Here is a 14977-nt window from a genome sequence, read left to right on the forward strand (position 1 = left end):
GCAGGCGCCGGGAAAAACCTCAGTCGGCGGTCAGGACAACCTTGACGCTCTGCGAGCGATCGGTAGCCAGGCGAAACGCGTCGCGTGCCGAGGAAAGGGGGCGTTCCGCGGTCACCAGTTTCAGGACGTCTATGTCGCCGCCGACGATGAGATCGACCGCCTGGTTGAATTCTGCGCCGAAGCGGAACGTGCCTTTCAGGTCGATTTCCTTGGCCATCAGCGCATTGGCCGCCACCGGGATCTGACCACCCGGAAGATTGCCGACCTGAACGACCGTGCCGCCGCGCCGGACGCTGGCGATCGCCGCCGCGAGGCCCGCTGCGGTGCCTGAAATCTCGAACGCGACATCGATCGCCTTGTCGGCCGCGAGCGCCTTGAGCTCCTCGTCGCCGCCAGACAGGTCGATCGTCCTGTTTGCTCCAAGTTTGCTGGCGAAGGCAAGCGGCGCCTCTGCTATGTCGACGACGGTGAGATCGTCACACCCCTTGAGCCTGGCGGCGAGCATGGTCAGAAGCCCGATGGGGCCGGCGCCGAACAGGATGACGTTGCGGCCGGCGATGTCGCCGGCCCGCGCCACTGCGTGCAGGCTGACGGCGAGCGGTTCGGCGAGTGCCGCCGCCTGGTAGGCGACATCAGGCGGGACCTTGATGCATTGCGCGGGTGTGGCGTCGAACACGCTGGCAAAACCGCCCTGCATGTGCGGCGTTTTCGACGCCGAGCCCATGAAATAGATGTTTTCGCAGAGATTGGCGCGGCCCTCCGCGCATCGCGCGCATTGTCCGCACCAGCGCGACGGGTTGACCGCCACGCGATCGCCGACGGCAAGTCCTGACGCGTCCGCGTTGATTTCCACGATCTCTCCGGCGACCTCGTGGCCGAGCACGAGCGGCGATGTGACGACAAAATCGCCGGTCCGCGCATGGCGGAAATAGTGCAGGTCGGAACCGCAGATGCCGCCTGCGCCGAAGCGCACGCGCACCATTCCCGGTGCGAGGGGGCAGAGCGGGTGCTCGACGACCCGCAGATCCTCAGGGCCGAACAGCGTCGCAGCGACTGCGTTGTCGATCATCGGATCAGTCCCATTTGCGTCGGTAGCCACAGCGTGATGGCGGGGATGAAGGTGATCAGGATCAGCGCAACGATCAACGGAACGAGCCAGGGCAGAATTGCCATGGTCGTGCGCTCGACCGACAGCTTCGCGACCCGCGAGAGGACGAACAGCACCATGCCGAGCGGCGGATGGAGGAGACCAATCATCAGATTAAGCGTCATGATCAGGCCGAAATGCACCGGGTTGATGCCGTACACGGCGGCCACCGGCAACAGGATGGGCACGAGAATGGTGATCGCCGCGATCGTATCGAGGAAGCAGCCGACCACCAACATCAGGATGTTCACCAGGATGAGGAAGACCCACTTGTTGTCGGTCAGCGCGAAGATGAAGGTCGAGAATAGCTGTGCCGCTTGGCTGACGGTGAGCAGCCAGGCGAATATCGAGGCGGCCGTGACGATGAAGAGCACGGAGGCCGTCGTCTCGATCGTGTCGAAGCTGGCCTTTGCCAGCGTGCGCAGCGTCATCGTGCGGTAGCGCACCAACCCGAGGAAAAGCGACCAGATCACGGCGGCCATCGCCGCCTCGGTCGGCGTGAACCAGCCCATCGTCATGCCGCCGATCAGGATTACCGGCGTCATCAGCGCCATGACCGCGGAGAAATTGAAATACCAGTCGGCCGCAATCAGCACCAGCAGCGCGATGCCGACCGCGACATTGATGGACAGGCCAAGCTGCACCAGCAGATAGCAGGCGAGCGGGAAGGCAGCCACCACCAGCACCTCGCCGGCAGCTTCGGCGAGCCGTCCAAGCTCGAACGACGTGTCGGAGCCCCAGCCGCGCCTGTAAGCGAAGATGGCGACCGTCACCATCATCAGCACGGTCATCACCACACCGGGCAAGATGCCGGCCATGAACAGCGCGCCGATCGAGACATTCGCCATCATGCCGTAGATGACGAAGGGCAGCGACGGCGGGAAGATCGGCCCGAGCGTGGCCGATGCTGCGGTGACCCCGACGGCCGCCTCGATCGGATAGCCGTGATCCTTCATCGCCTTGATCTCGATCGTGCCGATGCCGGCGGCGTCGGCGAGCGCGGTGCCCGACATGCCAGAAAAGATCACCGATCCGATGATGTTGACCTGCGCCAGGCCGCCCTTCATCCAGCCGACCAGGGCAAGGGCGAAGGCGTAGATGCGCCCGGTGACGCCCGCAATATTCATGAGATTGCCGGCAAGGATGAAGAAGGGAACGGCGAGCAGCGGAAAGCTCTCCACCCCGGCAATCATGCGCTGGGCCGCAATGATGTCGGGCGCGACGCCATAGAGCACGAGGTAGAGCACCGAGGCAGTCGCCATCGACACGGCTACCGGCACGCCAATCAGCATTAGGACAAGAAAGCCTCCGACCAAAAGCAGCATCGCTCAGTCTCCCGCCGTTTCGAACGCACCCGGGCGCTCGAGAACCGAATAGCCGCGCCTGTAGTTGCCGACAAAGACCTGGATCGAGCGCACGAACATCAGCGCGAAGCCTGCCAGGACGGCGTAGAAGAACCAGCGGCGCGGCAGGTTGACGGTGACCATGCGTTCGTGCGCCACGATCGAGACGTAGCGCCACATCAGCCAGGTTCCGTAGGCGAAGAAGACGACACGAATGACGTCGACAGCGAGTGCCAGCCAGCGGCCGACACGCTCCGGCAGGTAATGGTAGAGTACATCGACATGGATGTGACGCGAGACGCGCACGCACATGGCGGCGCCGAGAAAAACGACGACGACCAGCGCGTTGATGGCGATCTCCTCGGTCCAGGCAAGGCTGTTGTTCAGCGCATAGCGGGTGAAGAACTGCAGGAAGACACAGACGACCATGCCCCAGAACACGGCGAGCGTGATCCAGTCCTCGATGCCGTGGTCCGACAGGTCAATGTGTACCGGCACCTCCTCGAAAGCGTGGGCGATCTCTTCGACAGTGATCTCGGCATGGTGTTCCTCGGCCATTGGCGCGGGCTCCCGAAGCTGGTGAGTCGTCAAGGGTTGGAAAGGCCGTCCGGCGCAACGTGGGGCCGGACGGGCGGGCAGGTTAAAGCGGCGAATCCGGTTGCCGCTCTATCCCCTTGTCTGAGCACCTGATTTTCCCGATACTCTACTTGATCGCGCGGATCGCTTCCCAATCGGCCTTGTTGTAGCCGAACTCCTCGAACGTGACCTTCTCAAGCACATTCTTCTCAAAATCGGCACGGTCGATGTCGGTCACGGTGATGCCGCGATCCTTGAACACCTGCACCAGTTCCTTTTCGCGCGCGACGATCTTTGCCGTGGCACGGGCGGCCGCCTCCTGCATCACCTCCGTGAAGATCTGCTTGTCCTCGTCGGAAAGCGAGGCCCAGCGCGACTGCGATACGATCGTGTTGAGGTGATCGACGATGTGTCCGGTGAGCACGATGTGCTTCTGCACCTCGTAGAATTTCTTCGCCTCGATGGTGGTCAGCGGGTTCTCCTGAGCCTCGACTGTGCCGTTCTGCAGGGCCAGATACACCTCGGCGAAAGCGATCGGCGCGGTGTTGGCGCCGCAGGCACGCGGCATGGCGAGATAGGCCGGCACGTCGGGGACGCGCATCTTCAGACCTTGCATGTCGGCGCATTTGGCGATCGGCCGGTTTGAGGTGGTCTGCCGGGTGCCATAATAGGTGGTGGCCGTTATGTGATGGCCGGACTTTTCCTCGTAGCCCTTGGTCAACGCCTTGTAGACGTCGCTTTTGGTGTATTTCAGCAGATGGTCGGCGTCGCGGAAGATGTAGGGGAAATAGGTGACGCCGATCGGCGGATATTCGCGCGCCGCGAAGCTCGACCCGGAGATGATGATATCGACCGTGCCGAGCGTCAGGCCCTGGTTTATGTCTGCTTCCTTGCCGAGCTGCGAGGCCGGATAGACGTCGACGGTGTAGCGGCCCTGAGTGCGCTTCTTAATCTCCTCCGCTGCCCACACGGACTCGGTATGGAAGGGCTCCGACGTCTCATACACGTGGGCCCATTTCAGAGCTGTCTGCGCCGAGGCCGAAGCCAAAGGCATAGCGATCGCTGCGATCGCACCGAGTAGAACTGCGTATTTTCTCAGCATTGTGTTCCTCCCTGAGGTTGGATTTGACTGCTCCGACCGGATCTCCCCCCGGCCGACTGCTAGATATTTTAGTTGAGCATCGGATTTCCCAAAACCGATTCCTGCTTTTGGGTCCGATGCTCTATTCCGCGACCTCCCTGGCCACGGATTTCTCACCGAAATTGCGTGAGAATCTCAGTTGCGACTGACGCAGATGTTCCTGCATGGCGGCCTTCGCCCGTTCGGGCTCGCGCGCCGCGATCGCGTCCCGCACCGCGCGATGCTCCTCCGCGGCGGCCCGCCAGGAATCCCTGTTCTCGAAATAACTCGACAGGCGTTCGAAATATGGGTTCATGCGCTGGTCGAAAAGCTCGCCGATGCAGCGCACCAGGACGGCGTTTCCGAGAATGCCCGCCACCATCGTATGGAACTCGCGGTCGAGCGCGATCGTCGTCTTGGTCGGGTGAGGTATGTCCTCCATCCGGCGCAGCACGTCGTCCATATGTTCGATGTCGATCGGCCGAACATGGAGGGCGGCTTCGGCGGCGATCGCCCCTTCGATGAACTCGCGTGCCCGCAACAGCTCGAACGGGCCTTCATCCATCTCTGCAGTCAAAACCTCGGCACGCGGCCGGTCGGTGACGTAGATGCCGGAGCCGACGCGAATGCGTATGCGCCCCTCGACCTCGAGCGCGATCAGCGCTTCACGGACGGTCGGGCGGGAGATGCCAAGCTGATCGGCCAGTTCGCGCTCAGTCGGCAGGCGATCGCCGACTACGAACTCGCCCGCGTCGATCAGCTGCCTGAGCTGATCGGCGATCTGTCGGTAAAGTCGACGCGGTTCAACGGCCTGGATCGGCATTCTCACCCAGTTCTACTTCAACAGAATCATCGGGCTGGTCCCGGATCGGTAAATTGGTCTGACCTATTAATCGAAGGTGCCGCGAAAAAAGCGGAGAGTCAAGCAGCAGAGAACGCCCATGGAACTCATTCTCCGTGTCTTTCTTGGAAACGACGGATCGGCCATGGCTGGACGGCAACTCTTGACCTTCCAGCAACTGGAAGGCTTATCGAATGGTTTCGCCGCCAGCACCATCTCCGGGAGTTTCTAGGGGAAGGGCCTATGGCGCGGCGCGTTCAAGGAGGCGGGCCGAAACAGTCCGTCGCTCTAGGTCAGTGGAGAGAAAACCGACAGGAGTTCCGCAGTGTTCGTACAGCCCGTCGACTACTTTCTTGCAGTCTGGTTCGTTCTAGCGGCCCTCAGCACGGCTTACGTGGCGTGGGATCAGTTCCGCAACAATCCCGAGCCCGTGGTAATGAAATGGGGCTTCATCCTGGTCACGCTCTATATGGGGCCGCTGGGGTTGCTGATTTACGTGCTGGCCGACAAGGAGCCTCGGCCGGGCGAACACGAGGCGTTCACCAAGCCGCTCTGGAAGCAAGGCGTCGGCTCGACGATCCACTGCGTCGCCGGAGACGCCACCGGCATCATCCTCGCGGCAGCAATCACCGCCGCTCTCGGGCTGCCGATGTGGATCGACCTCATCGTCGAGTACGTTGCCGGATTCGCTTTCGGCCTGTTCATCTTTCAGTCGCTGTTCATGAAATCGATGATGGGCGGCACCTATTGGGAGAACGTCCGCAAGAGCTTCATGCCGGAATTCATCAGCATGAATTTCATGATGGCGGGCATGGCTCCGGTCATGAGTTTTCTGATGATGGGCAGCGACATGCGGGCCATGGAACCGACCGAGCTCCTGTTCTGGGGCGTGATGTCGTTTGGCGTGATCGTTGGATTTATCACTGCATATCCTGCCAACGTATGGATGGTGGCCCGTGGCCTGAAGCATGGGCTGATGACCGAACGCAAACCGGAATTCGACAAGGCGAGGGAAGGCAGGCGCGAGCACGCGAATGGCGGCGCGGAAGCCGGGGTAGCGGGGCACCGTCGCGCTCACGCGCGCCTCGACGAACACGCCAACCCTGGACATGGCGGCCCAGACGGCAATCCCGGGCCTGGCCATCGTGGATCCGACCATGGCTCCGCACACGGCAATCGGGGAGGCGGGTCGGGTGGTCCGCATGGCGGTCACGGGATGGAACCGGATGCAACTGTGCCGCAACTCGCGGCCTTCGGCGGCGTGTCCGTGCTTGCGCTGGCGCTCGGCATGATCGCTCCGGCCAATTGGGTAAACCTCACCCTCAGCGCGCGAGACGTCGGCGGCGCTATCATGCCGCCGGGTATGGTTATGGACCGCGACACGCCGGCTGCAGCGATGCTCGACATGGCCGCCGTGCATCCTCGCCTGGTCACGGCCAGTCATGGCCTGGAGGTACGCGGCGACCGGGAACTGCAAGCCAGGATGGAGAACGGGGTGAAGGTGTTCGACCTTGAAACGTCGGTCATCCGCTGGGCAATCCTGCCTGACGTGAAAGTCGATGCCTATGCGATCAGCGGTCAGGTTCCGGGCCCGCGGCTGCATATCCGGCAAGGCGACCGCGTGCGCATCAACGTCACGAACCGCCTGCCGGAGAGCACGACCCTGCACTGGCATGGATTGATCCTGCCGAACGAAATGGATGGCCCGGCCGAGATCACGCAGGAGCCCATCCCGCCCGGCGGCAGCTACCGATATGAATTCACGGCGGGCCAATCAGGGACCTACTTCTATCACTCGCATGACCATGTCGATCGCCAGCAGGCGCTCGGACTCTACGGCGCGCTCATCATCGATCCTGCCAATCCCCAGGACGAGATTGCGGCAGACCACGACTATGTTATTCAGCTTCAGGAATGGCTGATGCGGGAGGGCCTGACTTTTCCGTCGATGCCGATGGACGGCGGGCAGCCGAATTACTTCACCATCAACGGCCGCGCCTATCCTTCGACGGACACGATCAGGATGAAGGTCGGCGAAACTCTGAAAGTGCGCTTCATCGGCACCAACAATGGGTTTATCCACCCGATGCACATCCACGGCGGTCCATTCGAAGTTGTCGCCCGCGACGGCGAGACGATCCCGGAGTCGGCGCGTTTCCTTGCCGACACAGTCAACGTCGGACCAGGGCAACGCTACGATGTCGTCTGGCAGGCCCGTCGGCCCGGAAAATGGCTGATCCACTGCCATATCGGGCACCATACGGCCAACAACAATGTCGAAGAGAAGGGCGGTGGCGGACTGATGGTCGTGATCGATGTGCAATCCTGAAGCCCTTCCGCAAAGCGAAAACATAGATGGATGTGTTTGCCGTATACGGCGGCCTATTTGCTGTTGCCTTCGCCGCGGCGACCATCCTTCCGGCGCAGTCGGAGGCCGCCCTTGCAGGGCTCCTCGCCACGGGTTCCTTCTCGCCCGCAGTGCTGGTTGGTGTCGCCAGCATAGGCAACGTCCTGGGCTCGGCGGTGAACTGGGGGCTTGGTCGAGGGATCGAACGCTTCCGGGACAGGCCATGGTTTCCGCTGCGTCCTGCGATGCTCAACCGCGCAACGAACTGGTATCGCCGTTACGGTAGATGGTCGCTCCTGTTAAGCTGGATGCCGATCATCGGCGACCCGCTGACCGTGGTCGCTGGGGTCTTGCGCGAGCCGCTATGGAGCTTTGTCGCAATCGTCGCCCTCGCGAAGGTTTCGCGTTATCTGGTCGTCGCCGGGGCGGTGCTGAACCTGATGTAAAACCGGAATCGCGGACATCGCAGCGCTGCTTTTTGCGCGGGCCATCAACGGGCCATACAAAAATGTATGAAAAATGTGGTGGCACATGGCGGCTTCGAGCAATACCGTCCTTACAACAACCTTCACTTTTGGTTGCACTGCAGCAAACTGGTCGAGGGCGGCCTTGACAAATCAGCCGAACAATTGTCGGAAGGGTTGATGAGGACTCTTGGTCGATTCACGATCCTAGGAAACGCACCGCTCCGAGCAATGCTGGCGGTTTTGTTCCTGGTCATGTCGGCTCTTCAGCCTGGTCTGTTCGCCACAGCCAATGCCACGGGTTTTCACGCCGGGGTGCATCTCCAGGCCGAGACAGCCGCACACGATATGGGCGATCACGGCGCCACGGCGGACGACGCGGACACATCGGAGCATCATCACGGCGCCAAGCAATCCGCCGACAAGAGCTGTGAAGCCCATTGCGCGCCGGCAAATGCCGTGCCGGTCGACTGCCCTGACTTGGAGCATGTTGTCTCCCGTTGCTTTGCGCCCGTCGTTGCCGTCACTTTGCCGCTTGGCGAATACACAGCGCTCATAAGGCCCCCCAAACATCTGAACTGACGCGCCCTTTCGGGGCGTTCGCGCGCAGCGTCGGGAATCCGTTCCCGCGCGGCCAAACGCATACGTCATGTTTCAGGTCTACAATGAAAATCGCAAGCTCCGCGATGCTCGCATCGCTGTTAGTTACCGGATGTGCGGCAACCACGCCGCCGGACATCCTTCCCGCCTTCAATCCGGCCGATCCCGCAATGGGCGTCCGTGATGTGCACTACCACCCGGTCGTCGTCGACTATCGCCACCGGGAGCCAGTCGATCCGCGGAATTGGCGGCGTCTCAATCAAGAACGTTCTCCCGTGAACCCGGGAGCCGGATCATGACGCGCCGGTTCCTGACCATAGCTGCAGTGGTGACCATTCCGCTGATCGCAGCCGGATGCACGACCAGCGGGGCCCTTGATGGCATCTCGGCCCCGATGGCCGGCTTCACGACAGTTGCGGCGCGTGCCGAATCCGTGACCGGCAAGAAAACCGTATGGGTGCAATCCAGCGAGGAAGCGCGGACGGCTTCAGAGCGCGTGAAGCGCCTCGTCCAGAAGAAGACAATCGGCCCGGACACCGCGGTGCAGGTCGCCTTGCTCAACAACAAGGGCCTGCAGGCCGCCTACGCCGAGATCGGTTTGTCGGCGGCCGACATGTGGCAGGAGGCGATGCTCGTCAATCCGACGATCTCCGTCGGCATGATCGGTGTCGATCCCGTGCGGACGATTGAAGGAGCGGTGGTCAGCAACATCCTTGCGCTGGCGACCCACAAGCGGCGCGTCGCGGTTGCGGATGCACGCTTCCGTCAGGCCCAGCTTCGCGCCGCCGAAGAAACGCTACGACTGGCTGCGGATACGCGGCGGGCCTGGATCAATGCTGTCTCGGCCTGGGAGAGCGTTTCCTATCTGAACAAGGCGCAAGCCGCCGCCGACTCTGCCTCCGAACTCGCTCAAAAACTTGGAGAGACGGGTGCCTTCACAAAGACCGGCCAAGCCCGCGAACACGTCTTTTATGCCGAGATCACCGGTCAGGCGGCGGAAGCGCGGCTCGCTGCCCGGACTGCCAAGGAAGAGCTCACCCGGCTGATGGGTCTATGGGGACCGGACGTCGATTACTCGGTCCCCAACATGCTTCCAGCCCTGCCCAAAGGGGCCAAGGCCAAACGCGCGATCGAGGCTGAGGCGCTAAAAAATCGCGTCGATCTCGAGATCGCGAAACTTGAGCTGGAGGCGCTGGCGAAATCCTACGGTCTGACCGAGGCGACGCGCTACGTCAGCGACCTGGAACTACTTTCCGGCGTCGAGGTGGAACGCGAGGAGTCGGAGGAGGGCGGAACGGAGACGAGTGTCTCACCCACTCTCGAGCTCGAGCTCGTCATTCCGATTTTCGATACCGGCAAGGCACGCATGCGCAAGGCCGAGCTTGCCTACATGCAAGCCGCAAACCGGTTCGCGGAAAAGGCGGTCAACATCCGGTCGGAGGCGAGATCCGCCTATGACGCCTACCGTTCGACCTACGACATTGGCCGGCACTATCGGAACAATGTTGTGCCGCTGCGAACAAAGATCGAGGCGGAGTCGGTCCTCACCTACAACGGCATGATCACCAACACGTTCGAGCTGCTGGCGGACACACGCGCGAAAATCAGCTCGATCATGCTTTCCCTCAACGCCAAGCGCAATTTCTGGCTGGCCGATGTCAATCTCGGAACCGCCATCCACGGCGGCGGCGCGAGCGCGTCCGGGGGCGGCGACGCACCGGCCGCGGCCGAAGCAGGCGCCGAAGGCCACTGAATTCAAGGAGAAGAAAAATGCTTTCAAGACGTCAGTTGTTAGGCGCGGGAGCCCTGCTCGCCGGCGCCACTGCATGGACCAAAACGTCCGCGATGGGGCTGCCCGACGCACCAATCATGGAGTCCCCTGATATGCAGCCTCCGATCTTCCCGACGAGCGGACCGGACTACCAGCCGGTCGTGACGCTCAACGGCTGGACCCTTCCGCATCGCATGAACAGCGGCGTGAAGGAGTTCCACCTCGTGGCCGAGCCGGTCGAGCGCGAGATGTCGCCCGGCATGACTGCCTATCTCTGGGGCTACAACGGTCAATCTCCCGGCCCGACCATAGAGGCGGTTGAGGGCGACCGAGTCCGCATCTTCGTAACAAACAAGCTGCCGGAGCATACGACGATCCATTGGCACGGCATGATCCTGCCCAACGGCATGGACGGCGTGACCGGTCTTACCCAGCCCGGGATCCCGCCCGGCAGGACCTTCGTCTACGAGTTCGACCTCGTGAAGAGCGGCACATTCATGTACCACCCGCACGCCGACGAAATGGTCCAGATGGCGATGGGCATGATGGGCTTCTTCGTCATTCATCCCAAAGACCCGAAATTCATGCGCGTGGACCGCGATTTCGTGTTCCTGCTGAACGCCTTCGATATCGAACCGGGGTCGTACGTCCCGCGCATCATGGAGATGACGGATTTCAATCTCTGGGGTTGGAATAGCCGCGTCTTTCCGGGGATCAGTCATCTTCCTGTGGCGAAAAACGACCGGGTCAGGGTTCGCGTGGGCAACCTGACCATGACCAATCATCCGATCCACATGCATGGTTACGACTTCGAGGTGACCTGCACCGATGGCGGCTGGGTCCGGCCGGAGGCGCGGTGGCCGGAGGTGTCGATCGACATTCCCGTCGGCGCCATGCGGGCATATGAGTTCGAAGCCAAATACGAGGGCGACTGGGCAATCCATTGCCATAAGTCGCACCACACAATGAACGCCATGGGCCACGACGTGCCCACGTTCATCGGCGTCGACAACTCGAAAGTCACCGACAAGATCCGCCGGGTCCAGCCAGAATACATGGCCATGGGTGACCGCGGCATGGCCGACATGGGCGAGATGGAGATGCCACTTCCCGACAACACGATTCCGATGATGACCGGCTGGGGCCAATTCGGCGCCATCGAGATGGGCGGCATGTTCTCAGTTGTGAAGGTTCGCGAGGGTCTGGCCTCGAACGATTACGCCGATCCGGGATGGTACCAGCATCCGGAGGGAACCGTGGCTTACGAGTGGAAGGGGGATGTCCCCGCTCCGACGAAATCAGGCGACGCAAAAACGATGGCCCCGGCAGCGCACGGCGGTCACGGCAAACAGGGATGAGAAACCGAAACCCCTCAACCTCAACAATGAGAGAAAGTGCAGCATGAAACGTATAATCGCAGCGGCCGTTTTGATGGCGGTCAGTTCGGGAGCAGCTCCTGCCGGTGGAACCCATGCCGGAGGCCATGGCGACAAAGCCGCCACAATGCCGATCGGCAGCCCTGGCGAGGCTAGCAAGGCAAAACGGACCATCAACATCTCGATGTCGGAGAAGGACGACGGAAAAATGTTGTTCCAACCGGCCGTCCTCAAGGTGAAGAAGGGCGAGACCGTTCGCCTGAAATTCATCAACAAGGGCCAAATCGATCACGAGTTCGTCATGGACGTCCACGACGGAATTATGGAGCACAAGGCGCTGATGGAGAAATTCCCCGAGATGGAGCACGCCGATCCCAACGCGATCCGGCTGGCGCCCGGCGCCAGAGGCGAGATCATCTGGACGTTCGCCAATGCCGGCGAATTCGGCTTCGCCTGCCTGGTCCCGGGCCACTACGATTCCGGCATGAAGGGCGACATCACCGTCGCCAACTGACTGCTAAACCGCAAAGGAAGCTAATCATGACACTATTGGTAAAGGCTCTCTCGGCACTCGCGCTCGTGCTCGCCATCGGCGGGAGCGCGCTTGCGCAGGAATACGTGAAGGGCGAAGTCATCAAGGTCGACGCCAAACAGAAGAAGCTGACGATCAAGCACGAGCCGCTGACCAATCTCGACATGCCTGCGATGACGATGGTGTTCGTCGTCGCCGAGCAGGGCCTGCTCGAGAAGGTCAAAACCGGTCAGGCGATCGAGTTCACAGCCGACCGCGTCAACGGACGCATCACGGTCACCGGCATCAAGTGATCCGGGACTGGTGCCGCGGGTTGAAAAATCCGCGGCGCCGGAGGTTTTCGCAAGCGATCCGGCGCGACAGTTTGCAAGGTGATGAGTTCCAAGGCGCTTTTCGCCTGGGACCGTGTTGTCGATCCAGTGCACGGATGTTGAGACGTCAGACCCCAGTACCTGGCCGGTGGAAAGGCCGCGTCGCCGACTAAGGGCACCAGGCCGAAAAACCCGCCGTCAAAACCTCACTGAGACATCGCTTCGGACGCCATCGCGGGCAGAAGCAAACTGGCCAAAAGGTCATCAACGCTTGGCGCACCAAGCCAGATGAGAGATTAGCATTATGAAAATTCTCTTAGTCGAAGACGACGAACAAATCAGCCGTTACATCGAAAATGGACTGAGCTCTTCCGGCCATGTGGTTGATGTCCTGACAGACGGGCGCGATGCTTTGCTTGTCGGACTGCGCGAACCCTATGACGTCGCCATTGTGGATCGGATGCTGCCTGGCCTCGATGGCTTGTCGCTCGTGCGGGGTCTTCGAGGCGCCGGCGGAAAGGTGCCAGTGATTTTCCTGACGGCAGTGGGCGGTGTCAACGATCGAGTTGAGGGATTGGAGGCAGGTGCGGACGATTACTTGATCAAGCCTTTTGCATTCTCCGAACTCCTGGCTCGGGTCAATGCTCTGCAAAGGCGCCCTCCGATCACCGCCGAAAAGGCAAAGCTGAAGGTGGCTGATCTGGAACTGGATCTCTTCAGCCGCCTCGCCACCCGCGGCGGAACGACGATCGAATTGCTCCCTCGGGAGTTCGCGCTGCTTGAACTCCTGATGCGTAACGAGGGCCGCATACTGACGAAGACCATGCTCCTTGAGCGGATCTGGAACTTCAACTTCGACCCACAAAGCACCGTGGTGGAAACCCATATTAGCCGACTGCGGGCGAAGATCGACAAACCATTTGATGTTCCGCTCCTGCGTAACACACGCAATACCGGCTACACCATTCATGGCCAACGCTAGTATCGCGAGAAGTACGTCGATCCGCCTTGCCGCCTTCTACATCTCCCTGTTTCTGCTTTCGTTCCTTGGAGCCAATTTTGTCGCTTACAACATGGTCGCCGCCTATCTTTACGAGCGGCTGGATTCCAATGTGACGGAGCGGTTCCGGGAGATTTCTTTCGCCTATGACGCGAACGGTGTCGATGGTGCTGCCGCCATGATCCGAAGCCATGGCCCGGCAATCAGGGGACAGGAGACGCTTTACACACTGAAGGATTCCGGCGGCGACTTCCTGGCTGGCAACATTGATATTTCCGACGTCCCGCCGGGATTTTCTACGCGCGCACCGACAAGCCACGAGGCGGCGCTCAACAACTACCGGCTCTACCGGAAGAACCTGGACGGCTACGACCTAACCGTCGGCGTAAGCTATGACGACACTGATCGCTTGCGCGGCATCGCGCTTGTCAGCTTCGGATGGGGAACGGCGATCGTACTTGCGGGAGGGCTCGGCGCGGGCGCGGTGTTGGCCTTCCGCACACGGCGGCGTATTGCTGGACTGTCGCGCGCTATGAAAGCCGTCGGCGCTGGCGAACTCGCTACCCGCCTGCCACTCTCCTTGCGCGGCGATGACATCGACATACTGGCAGCTGAGATAAATGTCGCGCTTGCACAGCTACAGGCCAACGTCGCGGCGATGACGCAGGTAACGACGGACATCGCGCACGATCTCAAGACGCCGATCGGTCGGCTGTTTCTAACGCTTGAGGCCGCTTCCGAAAGCAAAGACCAAACGGCCATCAGATCGCTCATCGAAAAAGCTATGGGCGAAGTTTCGCATATAGCCGGCACGTTCGAGGGCTTGCTGCGCATCTCGCAAATCGAGTCCGGCGCACGCCGTTCGCGATTTGCGCAGGTGAACGTTTCGGAGTTGGTCGCCGAAATCTACGATATCTATAGCCACATCGTCGAGGACGCCGAGCGTTCGCTGGTTCTGTCCAGTGACAGCCGAAACACGGCCTCATTCATATGGGGCGATGCCGATCTGCTGAAGCAGATGTGCGTAAATCTTATCGTCAATGCAATGCGCCATACACAACGAGGAGCCCGGATTGCGATCGGTGTCACGACGCAGGCGAATCGCTGCGCAATCGTCGTCAGCGACAACGGACCGGGCATCCCGGCGGCGGAGCGGCTGAAAGTGTTCAAGCGCTTCTATCGCCTGGAAAAGAACAGGACCACCGAAGGGACAGGGCTCGGCCTAAGTCTGGTCAAGGCCATATCGGATATGCACGGCGCGACGATTTCCCTGGGCGACAACAGGCCCGGCTTAATCGTGGAAACAGAGTTCCCGCGTAAACTATGAAAGCGTTTGAGGTTAGTCACGTGGACGGAAGGTTCATATCGCCTGTGACGAAACTACAAATATTCAATAGTGGTTCTACCCATCGCTCGGTGACGCTGCGACCACATCACGACTGATGACAGCATTGCGGGTGAGAGCAGCATCATGAGGCGTTGCTTGTGTAGGCGACGACCATCCCCGAGGGGGTGGTGGAGAGTCGGTTTCCTTGGTGCGGTGTGCTGT

At 61.1% G+C, this 14977-nt stretch carries 15 protein-coding genes; 10 read left to right on the plus strand and 5 right to left on the minus strand.

The window, feature by feature from the left end:
* Window positions 1–19 precede the first annotated feature (19 nt).
* The 5 genes from EJ075_RS27840 to EJ075_RS27860 form a co-directional block, all read right to left on the minus strand.
* Window positions 20–1069: an L-idonate 5-dehydrogenase gene (locus tag EJ075_RS27840; RefSeq protein WP_126106528.1), complete on the minus strand. Its 1050-nt coding sequence runs from the start codon at window positions 1067–1069 to the stop codon at window positions 20–22.
* Entirely contained in the window at window positions 1066–2472 is a 1407-nt protein-coding gene (locus tag EJ075_RS27845) for a TRAP transporter large permease (protein WP_126106529.1), read from the minus strand. The genes EJ075_RS27840 and EJ075_RS27845 overlap by 4 nt, the downstream gene beginning before the upstream one ends.
* 3 nt (window positions 2473–2475) lie before the next feature.
* Window positions 2476–3048 carry a TRAP transporter small permease gene (locus EJ075_RS27850; RefSeq protein ID WP_095485188.1) on the minus strand — a complete coding sequence of 191 codons (573 nt, stop codon included), beginning with the start codon at window positions 3046–3048 and terminating at the stop codon, window positions 2476–2478.
* 145 nt (window positions 3049–3193) lie between these two features.
* A complete protein-coding gene (locus EJ075_RS27855; RefSeq protein ID WP_095485187.1) occupies window positions 3194–4168 on the minus strand; it encodes a sialic acid TRAP transporter substrate-binding protein SiaP in 975 nt (324 codons plus the stop codon).
* A 121-nt stretch (window positions 4169–4289) separates the two neighbouring features.
* Window positions 4290–5009, minus strand: a complete 720-nt coding sequence (locus EJ075_RS27860) for a FadR/GntR family transcriptional regulator (protein WP_095485186.1) — start codon at window positions 5007–5009, stop codon at window positions 4290–4292.
* A gap of 118 nt (window positions 5010–5127) precedes the next feature.
* On the opposite strand from EJ075_RS27860, the gene EJ075_RS34075 reads away from it, so the two are divergent.
* The 10 genes from EJ075_RS34075 (at window position 5128) to EJ075_RS27910 (ending at window position 14755) form a co-directional block, all read left to right on the plus strand.
* The gene (locus tag EJ075_RS34075) at window positions 5128–5259 is read left to right on the plus strand and encodes a hypothetical protein (protein ID WP_281033141.1); all 132 of its coding nucleotides are present in this window, start codon (window positions 5128–5130) and stop codon (window positions 5257–5259) included.
* Between the two features lie 93 nt (window positions 5260–5352).
* On the plus strand, window positions 5353–7356 hold the full coding sequence (locus EJ075_RS27865; RefSeq protein ID WP_126106530.1) for a DUF4396 domain-containing protein: 2004 nt from the start codon (window positions 5353–5355) through the stop codon (window positions 7354–7356).
* A gap of 26 nt (window positions 7357–7382) precedes the next feature.
* Window positions 7383–7820, plus strand: coding sequence for a YqaA family protein (locus EJ075_RS27870; protein ID WP_095485185.1), 438 nt, complete (start codon window positions 7383–7385; stop codon window positions 7818–7820).
* 66 nt (window positions 7821–7886) lie between these two features.
* Window positions 7887–8420 (plus strand): hypothetical protein, encoded by a 534-nt coding sequence (locus EJ075_RS27875; protein WP_095485184.1) that lies wholly within the window; start codon window positions 7887–7889, stop codon window positions 8418–8420.
* Between the two features lie 313 nt (window positions 8421–8733).
* A complete protein-coding gene (locus tag EJ075_RS27885) occupies window positions 8734–10191 on the plus strand; it encodes a TolC family protein (protein ID WP_126106531.1) in 1458 nt (485 codons plus the stop codon).
* A 17-nt stretch (window positions 10192–10208) separates the two neighbouring features.
* Window positions 10209–11567: a copper oxidase gene (locus EJ075_RS27890; protein WP_126106532.1), complete on the plus strand. Its 1359-nt coding sequence runs from the start codon at window positions 10209–10211 to the stop codon at window positions 11565–11567.
* A 43-nt stretch (window positions 11568–11610) separates the two neighbouring features.
* Window positions 11611–12099: a cupredoxin family protein gene (locus EJ075_RS27895; RefSeq protein ID WP_126106533.1), complete on the plus strand. Its 489-nt coding sequence runs from the start codon at window positions 11611–11613 to the stop codon at window positions 12097–12099.
* A 26-nt stretch (window positions 12100–12125) separates the two neighbouring features.
* The gene (locus tag EJ075_RS27900) at window positions 12126–12410 is read left to right on the plus strand and encodes a copper-binding protein (RefSeq protein WP_126106534.1); all 285 of its coding nucleotides are present in this window, start codon (window positions 12126–12128) and stop codon (window positions 12408–12410) included.
* Between the two features lie 322 nt (window positions 12411–12732).
* On the plus strand, window positions 12733–13410 hold the full coding sequence (locus EJ075_RS27905) for a response regulator transcription factor (protein WP_095485178.1): 678 nt from the start codon (window positions 12733–12735) through the stop codon (window positions 13408–13410).
* Between the two features lie 91 nt (window positions 13411–13501).
* Window positions 13502–14755, plus strand: a complete 1254-nt coding sequence (locus EJ075_RS27910; RefSeq protein ID WP_245458029.1) for a HAMP domain-containing sensor histidine kinase — start codon at window positions 13502–13504, stop codon at window positions 14753–14755.
* The last annotated feature ends 222 nt before the right edge of the window (window positions 14756–14977 follow it).

It is taken from the genome of Mesorhizobium sp. M6A.T.Cr.TU.016.01.1.1 (assembly GCF_003952585.1).
In the GTDB taxonomy this organism is placed as follows: domain Bacteria; phylum Pseudomonadota; class Alphaproteobacteria; order Rhizobiales; family Rhizobiaceae; genus Mesorhizobium; species Mesorhizobium mediterraneum.